The organism is Pseudomonas fluorescens group sp., from assembly GCF_020093335.1.
GTDB lineage: Bacteria > Pseudomonadota > Gammaproteobacteria > Pseudomonadales > Pseudomonadaceae > Aquipseudomonas > Aquipseudomonas petroselini.
The window spans coordinates 12,267-28,821 of the sequence record NZ_JAIOKW010000012.1 but is presented as its reverse complement, the minus strand read 5'-3'; the positions used below and the strand labels follow the sequence as shown (position 1 = coordinate 28,821).

The 16,555-nt window shown below is 61.2% G+C and carries 14 protein-coding genes; 4 read left to right on the top strand and 10 right to left on the bottom strand.

Annotated features, from left to right (window positions below; genetic code table 11):
* Window positions 1-14: 14 nt before the first annotated feature.
* The 4 genes from K7431_RS15010 to K7431_RS14995 are packed head-to-tail and all read right to left on the bottom strand — an operon-like array spanning window position 15 to window position 4,502.
* Complete coding sequence (locus K7431_RS15010; protein ID WP_012722434.1) at window positions 15-776, bottom strand: fimbria/pilus periplasmic chaperone; 762 nt, start codon at window positions 774-776, stop codon at window positions 15-17.
* The gene (locus K7431_RS15005) at window positions 773-3,367 is read right to left on the bottom strand and encodes an outer membrane usher protein (protein ID WP_012722433.1); all 2,595 of its coding nucleotides are present in this window, start codon (window positions 3,365-3,367) and stop codon (window positions 773-775) included. Before K7431_RS15005 ends, K7431_RS15010 begins: the two co-directional genes overlap by 4 nt.
* 19 nt (window positions 3,368-3,386) lie before the next feature.
* Window positions 3,387-3,941, bottom strand: a complete 555-nt coding sequence (locus tag K7431_RS15000) for a fimbrial protein (protein ID WP_012722432.1) — start codon at window positions 3,939-3,941, stop codon at window positions 3,387-3,389.
* Window positions 3,942-3,992: 51 nt separating this feature from the next.
* Window positions 3,993-4,502: a fimbrial protein gene (locus tag K7431_RS14995; protein WP_043204847.1), complete on the bottom strand. Its 510-nt coding sequence runs from the start codon at window positions 4,500-4,502 to the stop codon at window positions 3,993-3,995.
* A 472-nt stretch (window positions 4,503-4,974) separates the two neighbouring features.
* On the opposite strand from K7431_RS14995, the gene K7431_RS14990 reads away from it, so the two are divergent.
* Both K7431_RS14990 and K7431_RS14985 read left to right on the top strand, forming a co-directional pair.
* Complete coding sequence (locus K7431_RS14990; RefSeq protein ID WP_012722430.1) at window positions 4,975-5,496, top strand: PadR family transcriptional regulator; 522 nt, start codon at window positions 4,975-4,977, stop codon at window positions 5,494-5,496.
* A complete protein-coding gene (locus K7431_RS14985; RefSeq protein ID WP_012722429.1) occupies window positions 5,493-6,260 on the top strand; it encodes a siderophore-interacting protein in 768 nt (255 codons plus the stop codon). The genes K7431_RS14990 and K7431_RS14985 overlap by 4 nt, the downstream gene beginning before the upstream one ends.
* 1 nt (window position 6,261) lies before the next feature.
* Here the strand turns inward: K7431_RS14985 and K7431_RS14980 are convergent, their stop codons facing one another.
* Together K7431_RS14980 and K7431_RS14975 are read right to left on the bottom strand one after the other, a co-directional pair.
* Entirely contained in the window at window positions 6,262-6,885 is a 624-nt protein-coding gene (locus tag K7431_RS14980) for a Pr6Pr family membrane protein (protein WP_012722428.1), read from the bottom strand.
* A gap of 4 nt (window positions 6,886-6,889) precedes the next feature.
* Window positions 6,890-7,123, bottom strand: coding sequence for a VF530 family DNA-binding protein (locus tag K7431_RS14975; RefSeq protein ID WP_012722427.1), 234 nt, complete (start codon window positions 7,121-7,123; stop codon window positions 6,890-6,892).
* A gap of 147 nt (window positions 7,124-7,270) precedes the next feature.
* Between K7431_RS14975 and K7431_RS14970 the strand changes: the two genes are divergently transcribed.
* Both K7431_RS14970 and K7431_RS14965 read left to right on the top strand, forming a co-directional pair.
* Window positions 7,271-9,289 carry a TonB-dependent receptor gene (locus K7431_RS14970; RefSeq protein WP_012722426.1) on the top strand — a complete coding sequence of 673 codons (2,019 nt, stop codon included), beginning with the start codon at window positions 7,271-7,273 and terminating at the stop codon, window positions 9,287-9,289.
* Between the two features lie 416 nt (window positions 9,290-9,705).
* Entirely contained in the window at window positions 9,706-12,117 is a 2,412-nt protein-coding gene (locus tag K7431_RS14965) for a glucose/quinate/shikimate family membrane-bound PQQ-dependent dehydrogenase (protein WP_012722425.1), read from the top strand.
* A gap of 54 nt (window positions 12,118-12,171) precedes the next feature.
* Here the strand turns inward: K7431_RS14965 and K7431_RS14960 are convergent, their stop codons facing one another.
* From K7431_RS14960 to K7431_RS14945, 4 genes are read right to left on the bottom strand one after another with little or no spacing between them, the layout of a single operon-like run.
* Window positions 12,172-12,591, bottom strand: coding sequence for a group I truncated hemoglobin (locus K7431_RS14960; protein WP_012722424.1), 420 nt, complete (start codon window positions 12,589-12,591; stop codon window positions 12,172-12,174).
* Window positions 12,591-13,454: a DUF3034 family protein gene (locus K7431_RS14955; RefSeq protein ID WP_043204846.1), complete on the bottom strand. Its 864-nt coding sequence runs from the start codon at window positions 13,452-13,454 to the stop codon at window positions 12,591-12,593. The genes K7431_RS14960 and K7431_RS14955 overlap by 1 nt, the downstream gene beginning before the upstream one ends.
* Window positions 13,455-13,459: 5 nt before the next feature.
* Window positions 13,460-15,808 carry a putative bifunctional diguanylate cyclase/phosphodiesterase gene (locus tag K7431_RS14950; protein ID WP_012722422.1) on the bottom strand — a complete coding sequence of 783 codons (2,349 nt, stop codon included), beginning with the start codon at window positions 15,806-15,808 and terminating at the stop codon, window positions 13,460-13,462.
* Window positions 15,792-16,469 carry a methylamine utilization protein gene (locus K7431_RS14945; protein ID WP_012722421.1) on the bottom strand — a complete coding sequence of 226 codons (678 nt, stop codon included), beginning with the start codon at window positions 16,467-16,469 and terminating at the stop codon, window positions 15,792-15,794. Before K7431_RS14945 ends, K7431_RS14950 begins: the two co-directional genes overlap by 17 nt.
* Window positions 16,470-16,555 lie beyond the last annotated feature (86 nt).

The following is a 16,555-nucleotide window of genomic DNA, read 5'->3' as shown; positions in this document are numbered from 1 at the left end:
TCCCGCAGCAGGTGCTACTCATTACGCGGCGAGGCTTGGGTGTTCACCTTGCAGATATCGCCACTGCAGGTGAACGCCAGCACCGGACGGCCGCCGTAGTCATTCACATAGGACAAATAGGGTGTGGTACCGAGTGCTTTGGCCGTGGGGCCCAACGCCAGCGCACCTTTGGGCGGAACCATGAGGGGTTCAAAACCCGGCACGGTTTTACCGTCCTTGCTGCTGCGCGCATCCACCAGGGTCACGTAGTAAGGCGTAGGGTTATTCACCTTGTAATGCTCGCCTTCGCGGGTGAGGGTCAGCTTCTCCTGCCAAGGGTTGGACAGGTCTTGCTGGCTGGGGGCAATGGCTTGGGGTCGGTAGAACAATTTGATCCGGGTTTGCAGCGCAATTTGCAGCGTGTTGGCCTTATCGCTGCGCGGCGGAATTTCCCTCAGGTTGAAGTAGAAAACCGTCTCCCGGTCCTGCGGCAACATCTTGGCCGCCGGCAATGCCTGAACCTTCACCTGGCTTTGCTTGCCAGGCTCCAAGCGTTGAACCGGTGGCAGTACGATCAAGGGCGTGGTGATTTTTTTGCCGTCTTCATCCTCGATCCAGCCCTGGGCCAAATACGGAAGCTGGGTATTGTTGTTGGTGATGTTCACACTGGTGGCCTCTTTGCCGCCGTCAAAAATCACTCGGGTCCGATCCAGGCCCACCGCGGCGTGAGTGCTCTGGCTCAAGCCCAGGACCAGTAGAGCGAATGCCTGGAATAGGCGGCGCGTATTCAGCGTCATGAGGATGTGTTCTCCGTATTAATTGGCTTCCCGGTCAGCGTTGCTGGTTCGGGCAAGGATTGATCAGTGGCGACGCTCTGGCAGCTCAGTTCGAGGGCGTTGGTCAACGCATCCGCGGGCAAAATGGCCGGGAGCGTAAGGACGCATTGCTCGCTACCGCCCCAACTGACGATCATCTGTTTGCCGGCCTGTATACCGCTCAGGTAGACATTGCCGCCGTCGTTGACGATGCCGGTGTCCTGCTGCTTGAGGTTCTTCACCGTCGCGCCGAAGGGGGGTGAACTGCCGTCCTGCAGGCGAAGAACAGCCATGGCCTTCTCACCGGCAATCACCTCCAGCGACCGGTAACCAATAGCGCCCTCGGTGAGCGTCAGTTGCGTCACTGATTGAGTGGCTTCGACGTTGCCAGGCAAGTTCTCCAGGTCAACACTGGCCGCCGTGCGCTGATAACTGCCGATGTCGGAGATGACTGCCTTGCCGAAGGCATTAGTGCGGGTCGGAGTGCCGTAAGCCCGCACAGGCACATCGGGCACACCGCCGGTGTCGACCATCAAACGGGTTCCGCCGGTACTGCTGGAACGATGCAGTGCCCCACCGTAAGGCGTGAGCGTGCCCCCCCCGCGCGCAGACACACCCAGGCTGCTGTAATTGCCCTCTTGGGTGCTGACACTGAGATCAATGTCCGCCTGGTCACCGATATGACTCAAATAACCACTGGCGGATGTGTCGCCGGCACTGAGCTGGTAGCTGTTGCGCTCATCGAAGCGATCGCTGTAACGGGTGGAAAAGTTGTTCTCACCCGCGGCTCTATTGGCATCCAGCGACAGCGTGCCGCTGCGTCCCAACGGCAGACTGACGGTCAGCGCTACGCCGTTATCTTTATGGCTGTATTCCTGACTGCGGTACAGGTTCAGGGACAGGCTCATATTCTTGACGGAGCCCACGCTGAAGTAGCGTGACACCGACATGTTCCAGCGCTGAGTGGCCGGCCGCTCCCAGTACGTTTGTTTGCTGTAACTGGCGTAAACAGTGGCCCCCAGGTCCCGGAACTGCTTGTTAACCGTCGCGGTATACAGCGCCTTGCTGCCGCCAATCGGCTTCCAGCCGTCGGTGAGTTCGCTACGACTGCTGAGCTCGCCGTTCAACCCGTAATGACGAGCATCCAGGTATTCACTCATACTCAAAAAGTTCTTCTCGGAAAACCGATAGCCCGCGAAGGTGACTTGGCTGTCGTATTGTTCAAAGTGCTTGGAGTATTGAAGGCGGTACGATTTTCCCGAGAGCGTCTCGTTCCAGAGCTCGGCGCGAGACTGCGTCACGTCCAACGATATGGCCCCGAATGCCAGCAGGTCGCGACCCGCACCCACGGAAACCGCCCGGTAGTTGTTATCCGTCATGCCGCCGCCAAACAGGGACCAGCCATTACTGACCCCCCAAGAGAACTCTCCCGTGCCGAAAAAATCTCCGTCAGCGCCGTACTGAAGGTTGGACGGCCGCCCAGTCGCCAGCTTGTAACGCACTTGCCCGGGGCGCGTCAGGTAAGGAACACCCGCCGTGTCGATCTGGAAGCTGCGCACCGAACCATCCTGCTCCTCCACCCGCACATCCAGCGTGCCGGATACTGCATCCCGCAGGTCTTGAATGCGAAACGGCCCTGCCGCCACCAGGGTTTCGTACAACACGCGTCCCTTCTGGCTGATGACGACTTTCGCGTTGGTCTTGGCCACCCCGACCACTTCAGGTGCATAGCCGCGCAAGTTAGGCGGCAACTGGCTTTCATCCGAATTGAGCGAGGCACCGGTAAAACGGAAACTGTCGAACAGGTCCGAATACAGATAGTCCTCGCCCACCACCAAACGCGCCTTCAACGCAGGCACCGCGCGGTAAGCGTAGTAACGGCTCCACTCCAGCTTTTGATCCTTGTAGGACCGCTCGCGGCCGCTCTCGACGCGCCCCTGCCAATCAGCTCTCAGGCGCCACGCCCCGGCATTGGCACCGAGTGTTCCGTTCCCACTGAAGTTATTACGGTTGCGCTCATCCTTTTGATAACTCGACTGCGCCGTCATGTTGTAGTCAACCAACAAGCCCGGCACGCCCTCGTCCCAGCGGGAGGGCGGATCCCAATTAATGGCGCTGTACTCAAGGTAGGCTTGGGGAAGACTGATGTTCAGCGTAGAAGTGGCTAAATCTCCACTCACCTCCATACCCGGCAAGCCAGTGATATCCAGGCAGCGTCCGCCGTTCCACCAAGTCAGTTTGGCGGCACCGGACGTTTTCAGGCCCAACTGTTCTACCAATTCGGGTGATAAACAGGCCTCGCTCCCTTTGGGATCATCATCGGGGGGATAAAACGCCACCGATTGTTCCGCAATGGCCTGAGTATTGATCTGCACCACCATCGAGTAAGTGCCAGGCAGAATAAAGCCGCTGCGCGCAAACTGAGACAAGTCGATATTCGTGCGATCATTAAGATCAAGAACGTCGGTATTAAACTCTATATCTCCGGCACCCAATACAGTGCCTGCCAGTGACATCAACCCGCCAAAAAGGCTTGGGCGGAGTGCACTTTTCACCTTCGACGTATTCAACATGAAAACAACCCATCACTGTTCAGAAGTATTCCAACTTGAATCGCACTGCGGCACCGTGAGATCCCACCACCAGCGGTAGTCCGTTACCCACCAGGTAAAGCCTGTAGTGGAGTGTCATATCGCCTTCCACTATCGGCAGCAGCGCCATCGGCTGACCCGGCACACTCTCTTGACCCGCAGCATCCTCAATATGGAAAGCGACCCCTTGTGAGCCACCCGACACGGCAAAGGAGCGCCCTTCCCTATCGCTGGGCCCGTCGAACGTCACCCGCAGATGCTGCCAATCAGGCAGCGGTACACCTGGGCGCAAGGGGTCCTCGCGACTCAATGAGCAATTGACGAGACGTAACTGGAAGGGGTGGGGTGCGCCCCTTGCCAATCGCAAAAGCCGGCCCACGGGTTCGGGGGGCATCACGATCGTCTGATCGGCACTGCCCGCTTCCAGCCCGCAGGCTGAGTCAACGACCACGCCGCCCAGCGTGACAACCCCTTCGCCTTGCGAAGACGCTTGCGCGCCAGGGGCGCTGGTGATCGTCAATAAAGAGGCAATAGCGAGACTTATGAATGTTTTCACCTGGACCTCCCGTCAGCGTCCCCCCGCCACCCGGGGTGGCGGGGGAAAAACTTACTGATAAGCCAAGGTAAAGTTGGTGACCGCGCTGAAATCACCCGGGACGATCGTGCCCGTGGCGGCGCCTTGTACATAAGCACCAAATTCCAACGTGTTATCACCGACGGAAATGGCCTGCGGGGTGGTCGCGACACCCAGCTGAATAGGACGACCCCCGTGCGTCATCATGACGCCCACGCCGCCCGCGCCACCCACGGTACCGATCGCTCCCGGAACAGCGCTGGAGGGCGCGCCGGTGAAGGTGGTGGTCACGGTGTTATCGGTGAGGCCGGTCAAATCGCAGCCTTCCAGTTCGATGGTCACAGGGCGCGCATTGGACTTACCGCCATCTTGCAACTGGTGCTTTGCGATCGAACCCAGGGGAACAGTCTGATCGACGGATTCAGGCTTGATAGAGCAAGCACCCGAGTGCACCGAGCCGGTAAAGGTAATGGTTCCATCCGCCGCATTAGCAACGGACATCGAAGCAGCCAACAGCCCGACAGAGAACAGCGCAGCTTTCATTTTAGATTTCATTTGCAAGTACTCACCTATCAATAATCATCGTTAGAAATCCTGACGCAGTTGTGCGAGGACCTATTAAAAGCGCCGATTTTTTCCAACTATTTGCATTGCAAATCAGGAGCCGTTCGACACCCGACAAGTTTCCGCTGCGAGCACGAGCAAGTAAGCCGTCTTTTTCCCTGAATCTCGTGGCCTTGTTACACCAAGACACATAGGAAGATTATGGCAATTTGCCAAAACTTTAATAACGACTGTAAGAAAGGGATTACATTGAACTAAACGAGAATTCTTTAGTTGCGAAGAGTCCGTAAGAATAGGATTACATATTCAAAAAAACAACACTGTTTACTTAGGCAGACCCACTAAATAGTGCAAAACACTGTGGCGGCACGCGGACCGTCCGTCGGGCGCCCTTGCGTGAAATCTAAGATATATCTTACGTTATATCTAGACACACACAGAGGCTCCTACCATGCGAGACCATCCTCACCCACGCGACAGTTTTGACCCCCGCGGCGGCCGCGGTCGCGGCCCCCGGGTGTTTGCCCCCGGCGATTTGAAACTGCTGTTGCCGGCGCTGATCGCCGAGCAACCGTGCCACGGCTACGACTTGATTCGCCGGATCGAAAGCCTGTTCGACGGCGCCTACACCCCCAGCCCCGGCGTGATTTACCCCACCCTGACCTTTCTTGAAGAAAGTGAATTGATCGCTGGCGACGCCGCAGGTGGAAAAAAACGCTACACAATCACCGACGCCGGTCGTCTCTTCTTAAGCGAACAGGCGGTTGCCCTCGACGGCATCCGCATGCGCATCGATGTGAGCAAACGCTCACTGCGCGGCCACGACCGTCCACCGCAAATCCACGAGGCGGTGCACAACCTGCGTCACGCCTTGCATTCGCACCACGGGCGTTGGAGCCCGGAAGAAATCATTCGTGTCGCGGCGCTGCTCAACGGCACCGCTCAAGCCATTGCCGACGGGAAAGACCAATGAATACGCAAGCCATCCATCGCGTTACCCACGAGATCAAGCGTCGCCGCCTGCAAGTGCTGCGGGTGGTTGATCTCACCCCACGCATGCGCCGCATCACGCTCGGCGGCCCTGAGCTGGCGGGCTTTGTCAGCCTGGGTAGCGACGATCACATCAAGCTGCTGTTCCCGCAAAACGCCGCTGAACAAGCGGCGCTGGAAAGCCCGACCTTCAGCATCAAAGGCGAAGGCCCGCAACCGGCCATGCGCGACTACACGCCCCGGCGCTTTGACCTGGACGCGGGTGAGCTGGATATCGACTTTGTGCTGCACGGCGATGGCCCTGCGTCCACCTGGGCCGAGCAGGTGCAAGTCGGCCAACACCTGTATATCGGCGGGCCACGGGGCTCGATGATCGTGCCGGATATCTTCGACAGCTACCTGCTGATCGGCGATGAAACCGCCCTGCCCGCCATCGCGCGCCGCCTGGAAGAACTCCCGGCCGGGCGCACGGTGCTGGCGGTGATTGAGATCGCCAATGAAGCAGAGCGCCAAGCCCTGCAGAGTGCCGCCGATGTGCAGGTGAAATGGGTGGTGCGTGGCCAGGATGACCTGCTCGAAACAGTGCGCAACCTGAGCCTGCCGAGCGGTTCGCTGTACAGCTTTGTCGCGACCGAAACCAAGCTGTCGCGTCAGGTACGACGATTGTTGCTGGACACGCACAAGGTCAACGAGGAATGCCTCAAGGCCGTCGGTTACTGGCGGGCCGAGGGCAGCGAAGAAGAGTGAGTCAGGTGCGGGGCTTGATGAGCCTATCCAGCCCCACCACCGCCAGCGCGATCAACACAAACCCCAACAGAATCCCCCCGGCATTCACAAACACCTGTGGATAACCCAGGGTGCTCACATCAATGAACGGGTACTGATACTGCCCGAGCAAGTCCCCACGCAGCAGCGCGTAGGCGAAGTACACCAACGGGTAGATCACCCAGGCGCCGATGTGCCTGAAGCGCAAATGGCCCTTGGGCACACACCGCCACCAGTAGATCAAAAACAGCACCGGCATCACGTCATGCAGCAATTCATCAGCAATGAATTGAAAGCCTGAAGGGCTCCACAAATGCCGTAGCAGCAGGTTGTAGGCCAGGCTGACCACAACGATGCTCACAGCAATGCCACTGCTGACCCTTGGCGCGAGAAAAAACTGCTTCGCCGCTGAGTCGCGATTCACCCAGGCATAGCTCAACACCACCACCGCCAGGGTGTTGGTGAGCACGGTGAAGAAACTGAAAAAGTTGATCAGCCCGCCGAGCAGGCTGGCGCCAGACGTCCAGCGCGAATAGAAAATCAGGTATTGCTGAATCGCCAACCCTGCCCAGCCGGCCAATGCCGCTGCCGCCACGAACCGCTTCATGGGATCAATCCAACGGGCGTTTGGTGCGCATCAGCTTCACGTACAACCCTTCGACTTTCTCCCGAGCCCATGGGGTTTTGCGCAGGAACGTAAGGCTCGACTTGATGCTCGGGTCGCTCTTGAAGCAGCGGATATCAATGCGCTCGGCCAGGCCTTCCCATTCGTAGTGTTCCACCAGCGTGGTGAGGACGTGTTGCAGGGTCACGCCGTGGAGGGGGTCGTTGCTTGTCGCGGTCATGCCAGGCCTATGAAAAAGGGTCACGAAGGTGCACACCTTATCACCCGCCTGCCCGGTTATAAAAAGTTCCCGTTCCCAGCGAAAAAGAGATGTTATATTGTAACGATAAATATCAAATCTTTTCCCCGTTTTGCCAAGGAATGTCCGATGTCCCTCTCTTCTCTGTGGCGCTTGTCCCCGCTCGCTGCCGCCCTGCTGATCTGCTCCGAAGCCCAGGCCCTTGAACTGCAACCCCAAGTCATCACCGGCAACCCGCTGGGCAGCGAACAACTCGCCTCGCCCACCACCGTGCTCGAAGGCGATGACCTGACCCTGCAACAAAAAGGCAGCCTCGGCGAAACCCTCAACAAGCAGCCAGGCGTGTCGTCGTCGTACTTCGGCCCAGGTGCCAGCCGACCGATCATTCGCGGCCAGGATGGCGACCGCATTCGCATCCTGCGCAATGGCGTCGGTGCGCTGGATGCGTCGTCGCTGTCCTACGACCATGCGGTGCCGCTGGACCCGGTCAACGTCGACCGCATCGAAATCGTGCGCGGCCCCGCGGCCCTGTTGTACGGCGGCAGCGCCATCGGTGGGGTGGTCAATACCTTCGACAACCGCATCCCGACCGAGGCCATCGAAGGCATCCACGGTGCCGGTGAGTTGCGCTACGGCGGCGCCGACACCACCCGCAGCAGCGCCGGCAGACTGGAAGCCGGTAACGGCACGTTCGCCTTGCACCTGGATGCCAATGCGCGGGAATTCAACGACCTTAAGATCCCTGGCCAAGCCCGCAGCCGACACGCCCCGGCAACCGACGACGCGCCCGGGAAGAATGGCCGCCTGGGCAACAGTGATGGGCGCCAGGACGGCGGCGCCGTGGGCGGTTCCTACACCTGGGACGACGGTTATGCCGGGCTGTCCTACAGCAACTACGACGCCAACTACGGCTCTCCCGCCGAGCAGGATGTACGCATCCGCATGCAGCAGGATCACTACGCTTTCGCGTCGGAGATCCGCAACCTGCAAGGCCCGTTTACCTCGCTGAAACTCGACGCGGGCTATACCGACTACGAGCACCGCGAAATCGAAGGCGGCGAAACCGGCACGATCTTCAAAAACAAAGGTTATGAAGCGCGGGTTGAAGCGCGCCACCAGCCGATCGGCCCGTTCGACGGCGTGGTCGGCGCGCAAGTGACCCGCAACGAGTTCTCGGCCCTCGGCGAAGAAGCCTTTGTGCCGCAGACCGATACCAACGCCGGCGCACTGTTTATCCTTGAAGAAATGCAGGCCACCGAGCGCCTGAAACTCAGCCTCGGCGGGCGCCTGGAACACACCAGCGTCGACCCGGATGCCAAGGGCAATGCGCGTTTCGCCAATGCCGACCGGTCCAACACCTTCACCGCCGGCAGCCTGTCATCGGGCGCCGTGTACACCCTCACGCCAATTTGGTCCCTGGCCGCGACCCTGGGCTACACCGAGCGCGCGCCGACCTTCTACGAGCTGTATGCCAACGGCGCCCACGTCGCCACCGGCACTTACGAATTGGGCGATGCCAACCTGAAAAAAGAAAAAGCCGTGTCCAGCGACCTGGCACTGCGCTTTGACACCGGCACCCACAAGGGCAGCTTCGGCGTGTTCTACAGCCGCTTCTCCAATTACATCGGCTTGCTGGGCACCGGTCGCACATTGAACGATGAAGGTGAAGAGGACGCAGCCGGTATCCCTGAGTACGAATACTCCGGCGTGCGTGCACGTTTCGCCGGCTTCGAAGCCCAGGATCACTGGAAGCTTGGCGAAGGCGCCTACGGCAAATTCGCCTTGGAACTGTCGGGCGACTACACCCGCGCCACCAACCTCGATACCGGCGAAGCCCTGCCGCGCATTGCACCGTTACGCTTGAACAGCGGCTTGCTGTGGGAACTCGACCGCTGGCAGGCGCGCATCGACGTGGAACATGCCGCCGGCCAAGGCCGTGTCCCGGATAACGAGAGCGGCACCGATGGCTATACCACCCTGGGCGCGAGCGCGGGTTATCGCTTCAACATGGGGGGCAGCCAGTGGCTGGCGTTTGTGAACGGTGAAAACCTGACCAACCAGACGGTGCGCTATGCCAGCTCGATCCTGCGCGATATCGCGCCGGCACCGGGCAGAAGCGTGCAGTTCGGTCTCCGTACAACGTTCTAAGGTGTACGCCTGACTACTTGCAGTGAGCGGGGTTGCCCCGCGCGAGGCAAGCTCGCTCACTACAAAAACCCTGCCCTGCCCCTCTTTTTGCAGCGACATTTAGTCACTGTTACCAAATCGGAAATGATGCATCTTGCGATTTGCGCTTTCTCTCGGCGCCCACTGCCTTTATCCTTCCCGGCAATAACCTGAAACGTTTCACTCCCCGGTCGACCCCATCTTGCTGACATTTCCCGCCTGCAAAGACAGCGCTGTCTTACCCCCCTCTGCGCCTGGGGATAAATCGCCCGCCTGTGGATAACCCCGTTTATCCCCGGAAAAACCGAATTAACGCTGAACCAAGCCCGTGCCGAATCGTCATCTACAGTGAAGACACACGGGGATACATAATTCCAACGTAACGGAGAAACACAACTATGAGCACTGACGGTGCCTCAAGCCCAAGTCGCCTGCTGCCCAGGCTGCTAGGCGTCTTGCTGCTGATCATGGGCCTGGCCTTGTTGGCCGGGGGTATCAAGCTGAGCATGCTCGGTGGGTCGCTGTACTACCTGCTGGCCGGTATCGGCATCACCTTGACCGGCGTCCTGCTGCTGGCCACCCGCCGCGCCGCGTTGGGTCTGTACGCACTGGTGCTGTTCGCCAGCACCGTGTGGGCCTTGTGGGAAGTCGGCCTGGACTGGTGGCAGTTGGTGCCGCGCCTGGCGCTGCTGTTCGCCCTGGGTATCGTCATGCTGCTCCCGTGGTTTCGCCGTCCGTTGCTGCGTGGCCAGCCTGCCCCGCTGGGCACTGGCGCGTTGAGCGTGGCCGTGGTGCTGGCCGGTGCGGCTGCCGTTGCCAGCCAATTCACCAACCCCGGTGAGATCAAGGGTCAACTGGACCGCGATGCGGTGCCGGGCATGGCCAGCGCTGCGCCGTCCCAGGCCGATGGCGACTGGAACTCCTACGGCCGTTCGGCCTACGGTGATCGCTACTCGCCGCTGGCACAGATCACTCCGGAAAACGCCCACAAACTGGTGCCTGCGTGGACCTTCCGCACCGGTGACATCCCTGGCCCGAATGATCCAGGCGAGACCACCGCAGAAAACACCCCGCTGAAAGTCAACGGCATGCTCTACGTGTGCACGCCGCACAGCCAGGTGATTGCACTCGACCCGGACACCGGCAAGGAAATCTGGCGCTTCGATCCGAAGATCAGCAGCCAGGGTGCCGAGAACTTCAAGGGTTGGGCGCACATGACCTGCCGTGGCGTGTCGTATCACGATGACGCCGCCTACGCTTCCGAGCAGAGCCCGACCGGCAGCGCCAGCCCCGCCGCTGCACCGAATGCCTGCCCGAAACGTATTTTCGTACCGACTGCCGACACCCGTCTGATCGCCCTCAACGCCGACACCGGCAAGATGTGCGAAGACTTCGGCGACAAAGGCCAGGTCGACCTGCGTGCCAACATCGGCAGCTTCGCCCCAGGCGGTTACTACTCCACGTCGCCACCGGCCGTGACCAAGAACCTGGTGGTGATCGGCGGCCACGTCACCGATAACGTTTCCACCGACGAGCCAAGCGGCGTGATCCGCGCGTTCGACGTGCACACCGGCAAGCTGGTGTGGAACTGGGATAGCGGCAACCCGGACGACACCACGCCGTTGGCCGAGGGCAAGACCTACACCCGCAACTCGCCGAACATGTGGTCCATGTTCGCCGTGGATGAAAAACTCGGCATGCTGTACCTGCCGATGGGCAACCAGATGCCCGACCAATACGGCGGCGACCGTACCGAAGACTCGGAAAAATACAGCGCCGGCCTGACCGCCCTGGACATCGACAGCGGCCACGTGAAGTGGACCTTCCAGTTCACCCACCACGACCTGTGGGACATGGACGTGGGCGGCCAGCCTTCGCTCATCGACATCAAGACCGCTGAAGGCGTGAAGCAAGCGGTGATGGCGTCGACCAAGCAAGGCAGCATCTACGTGCTGGACCGCGCCACCGGCCAACCGGTTGTGCCGATCCACGAAGTGGCGGTACCGCAAGGTGCGGTCGCGGGCGACCACACGTCGCCGACCCAACCCAAGTCCGACCTGAACTTCATGCCGCCGCCGCTCAAAGAGCGCGACATGTGGGGCGTGACGCCGTTCGACCAGATGCTGTGCCGGATTGATTTCAAATCCATGCGCTACGACGGTGCTTTCACCCCGCCATCGCTGCAAGGCTCGATCGTTTACCCAGGTAACTTCGGCGTGTTCGACTGGGGTGGCATTTCCGTCGACCCGGTTCGCCAGATTGCCTTCGTGAACCCAAGCTACATGGCGTTCAAATCGAAACTGATCCCGGCCGCCGAGATCGCCAAGCAAGGTCCACGCGTCAGCGAAACCGAAGGCGTGCAGCCGAACAAAGGCGCGCCGTACGGCGTGATCCTCGAAGCCATGCTGTCGCCAATGGGCCTGCCGTGCCAGGCACCGGCGTGGGGCTATGTGGCGGCGGTCGACCTGACCACCCACAAAACCCTCTGGATGCACAAGAACGGCACCGTGCGTGACAGCTCGCCGGTTCCAATCCCGCTGACCATGGGCGTACCTAGCCTGGGCGGCACCTTCACCACCGCCGGTGGCGTGTCGTTCCTCAGCGGTACCCTCGACCAGTACCTGCGTGCCTACGACGTCAAAAACGGCAAGCAACTGTGGGAAGGCCGCCTGCCTGCAGGCGCGCAAACCACACCGATGACCTACACCGGCAAGGACGGCAAGCAGTACGTGCTGGTCATGGCCGGCGGTCATGGCTCCCTGGGTACCAAGCAGGGTGACTATGTGATGGCGTTCAAACTGCCGGATTAAGCGACACCGACAACAAGACTGTGGGAGGGGACAAGCCCCCTCCCACAGTTGCGATCAGTGTTCGATCACTTCCCCGCGCATCACCGCCAGCCGCGCAATCAGGCGATTCTGTACCGGCACTGCAATCCCCTCGCTGTCCATCGCCCTGATCAAGTCTTCCACCAACGCATTGAAATCACTGCGGCTCACGTTCTGGCCCTTGTGGCTCTCGGCCATGCTGTCGCCGGTGTAGGTGCACGGCCCACCCGCCTCCATACAAAATTGTTCGATCAGCTTGTTGCGCAGGCGCTGGATATCAATGCGCCGGAAGCGCTCGACGATGCGTTCATCGCGCGCGATGTTGAGCAACATGCCTTCGACGATACGCGTGATACCCGGCAGGGCGCCGAGGTCGCGATAGAGGCTGTCATCCTTCGGCGGCTGCTGGGCGCAGGCACTGAGCAACAGCGCGAGGAATAGCGGTAACACGCGCATCAGAAACTCCCTTGCACCGACAGGTAGGTGCCATTCTGGTTATCCAGCGTGGCGATTTCGCCAAGGCGTGCGTAGGCCAATACAAACGACACATGCTTGTTGGGGAAATAGCCGACGAACACGTCCGCCCAGTCACTTTCGCCGGCAAACGACAGGTTGTCGGGCTTCTCGCGGTACTCCACGCCCACGGCCCACCGCGGGTTGAGCAGCAGCGCCAGCGAGCCCTCCTTGAGCAGGCTGCGGCTGTCGCGGCGGTCACCGCCAAAGCCAAGCAAGCCGGTCTCATTGGCCCGGCTGTAGCGCAGGCTGCCGTTGACCAGCACGTTGTAACCAAACGCGGCGCCCATGAACAAGCGGCTGGCGGCCAGATAGCCCTCGACGTCACTGTCGCGCTTGGCGCCCACCAGGCTGGGGATATCGAAGTGGGTCTGGTGCTTGTATTCCAGCCCCAGCGAAACCTGGGGCAGCGCGTCGTAGATCACGTCGCCGAACAGCCGTACCTTGAGCCCCAGCACGTCCTGCCCGAGGTTGTCTTCGGGCAGGTTGAGCCTGTGCACCAGTGTGCCGAGGTCGAAGCGCTGGCGGGCGAAAGACAGCTCGACACGGTTGTCATAGGCCAGCGCCAGACCGGCCACGTCCAAGCGATAATCCGGAAGGTTGACCGTGGTGGCGAATGCCGTGGCGCCCCACTCGTGCTGTTCGCCATACCCGGCCAGCACGGCCCACGGTGTGATACCACCCCCCGCCGCGCCTTCAATGCTGCTGGCGCCGCCGGTCGCGATCAGCCGGCCATTATCGGCCAGCGCCGTTTGTAGGGTCAGCGCGCAAAGGCAACCCATCAGAAAAGAAACACGCACCGTCATGCCACTCAATGAACCCGGGAAGTTTGCGCACTGAGGGGCAAGGCCACCCAGGCTTCGAAGGCGTCGGCACTCAAGGGCCGGCTGATCAGGTAACCCTGTGCCGTGTCGCACTGCCAGCGCTCCAGCAGGCGCAGGCTGTGGGCGTATTCAACGCCTTCGGCGACGACTTTGAGGCCCAGGTTGTGACTCATCTCGATGGTGGAGCGCACGATCACCGCGTCTTCGCTGGTTTCATCGAGGTTGCGCACAAAAGACTGGTCAATCTTCAACTCTTGCACCGGCAGGCGCTTGAGGTGCGCCAATGACGAATAGCCGGTGCCGAAGTCATCCACCGACAGGCCAATGCCGCAGTCGCGCAGCAGGTTGAGCACCTTGAGGGCTTTTTCCGGCTCGCGCATCACCGCGCTTTCGGTGATTTCGAACAGCAGTTGTTCCGCCGGCAAACCATAGCGACGCAGCAATGCCGAGACCCGATGGGCCAGTTCATCGCCAAGCAGGTCGTCCGCCGAGATGTTCAGCGACAACTGCAGAGACAGGCCGCGCCCGTTCCACTCGCACAACTGGCGGATGCCCTCCTCGATCACCCACTGAGTCAGCAACGTGATGCTGCCCGAGCGCTCGGCCAAGGGGATGAATTCCGCCGGCGAGACCATGCCGAATTGCGGGTGCTGCCAGCGCAACAGCGCTTCAGCCTGGCGCACATGGCCTTGGCGGATGTCCAGCTTGGGTTGGTAGTGCAACAGCAGTTGGCCCAGGTTGGGGGCGTGGCGCAGGTCGCGGATCAGGGTGATCTGGCGGCGGTGCACCAGGTCGCGCCCCTGCTCGTAGACCTGCAAGCGGCCGGGCATTTGTGCGGCGTCCTTCATGGCAATCGCCGCCCGCTCCAGCAAAGTAATGGGGTTTGCGCCGTCGGCCGGGTACGCCGCGATGCCCAGGCGGCAGTCCAACGCCAGATCATGGCCATTGATGCGCTGGGGACGCAGCAACAGTTGTTGCAGTTTGTCGGCCATGCCCACGGCTTCGTCGCTGCCCGCGCCTTCGAGCAGCAGCAGGAATTCATCGGCGATCAGGTGCGCCAGGGTATCGCCGGGGCGCAACGCCGCTTGCAGGCGCTGGCTCACCGTCAAGAGTAATTGGTCCACGGCTTGCGGCCCGATGGCTTCGCTGGCGACGCGCAGGTTGTCGATACCCAGGTAGATCAACGCCATCGGCCGCTGCAGCGCAATTGCACTGCCCAGGCGCTCCATGGCCAGCGCACGGTTCGGCAGGCCGGTGAGGCGATCATGCAGGGCGTTATGCGCCAGCTGTTGTTCGCGCTCGGCAATGCCACTCTGCATGGCGTTGACCGCAAGGGCCAGGCGCCCCAGTTCATCACTGCGCGCCAGCACGACCGGGGTCTGGTAGTCGCCACTGCCGATACGCTCGGCCGCCAGCGCCAGCGCCTGCACCGGGCGCGATACCGTGCGGGCCAGCAGCAACGCACCGATCAGCGAAGCGATCAGCGCGACCAGGGCAATGCCGAGGATCTTTTCATCCAGCGGTCCAAACGCCTGCATCGCCGCGTCCAGCGGGCTTTGCAGCAGGGCCAGGACTTTACCGTTTTCATCACTGGCCAGGACCAGCGACTGGTTGAGGAAACGGTGCTCAAGGTGATCGGTGGTGGACACGCCACGGCGCGTCGAATCGCCCTGCATCAGCGCGCTGATACTCGCGCGCAGTACCTGCGGCTGGGTGCTGACCAGCTCGCCAGGACGGCCACGATCAATCGCCAGAAATGAGACTTCCAGGTTGCTCAACGAACGCAACTCATCGGCGAACGCACCGTCCATGCTGAACCCCATCACCACCCGTGCAATCGGCAACGGTGCCAACACCGAAGCCTCCACCAACAGGTGCGGTTCGCCTTGCAACGGCACGATCAGCGTCGCCTGGCGATTGCGCCGAGCTTCCCGCAGGGCCTGGTCGTAGCGAAAGGTCGAGCCTTCGGGGACTTCCTCCACGGTGCTGGCCAGGACGTTGCCGTCCATGCCCAGCAGGATCATGTCATTGGCGTTGATACGCTTACCGTGGTTGAGCAGCACCGAACGCATCGTCGCTGAATCGCCACTGGCGACAGCGTCGCGAAAGCCGAAGTCGGCCGCCAACAACTGCACGCCATCGGCCAGGCGTCGGCCGCGCGCGTCGAGCAAGCGTTCGAACACCCGCGTCCCCACGTCCAACTGCGCCAGGGCCTGACCGTGTACCGCCGAGCGGGTCGCGGCCTTGACGCTGAAATACAACGCGCCGATCACCACCAGCGACAGCAGGATCAGCACACTGGCGACCCGCGCCTGGAAACTATTGCGCAGTTTCATGGGCGGCTCGATTGAAGGCATCGCCAAAGGCGCTGGGTGCCGGCGGCAAGTCCGCAGGCGCAGGTTCCAGGCTCAACACAACGCGGTGGCTGAGGCCGGCCGCGGGGATGTGCAAGGTGCCGCCATCCAGCGGCTGCATACCCGCCAGTTGCGGATGCCATAGGGTGAGGTGGTAGTCGCCGGCCGGCAGTTGTTCCAGGTGCACCCGGCCCTGGGCATTGCTGACGCCGAAGCGAGGGTCGTCGGTCACGTAGATATAGCCCAGCATCCAGTCATGAATGTTGCAGCCCAGCACCACCACACCGGGTTTATCGAACAGCAGTGGGTCGGTAGGCGTGCCTTCGTAAAGACGCAGCTCAAAGCGCTTGGCAGCGGAGAACGAATAGACCTGATGACGAATATTGTCACTATTGGGGAAGCGCACCTGCGTGCCGGTATGCACCGCAAGCACATGGGGCGCGAAGCGTTGACCGCGCTGGTCCATATCGGCCTTGAGCACACCCTGCGGTGCATCGGCCGGGCCTCGGAGGGTCACCACGGCATCGGCGACCGGGCGGCCGTCGGCCTGGTAAGCCGCCACCTCGAGCGTCGCCGCCGACGCGGGGCCGGCCGCGGCCAGCAACAGCGCCGCACGGGATAACAGGTGGAAAATCCGAGCCATGGTCGATCCGCAGAAAATGGGCTAAAAGAGCGGCCAGCCTTGGCACAGAAGCGTTGCACTGCAGGCATGATGACGCAAATAAGGCT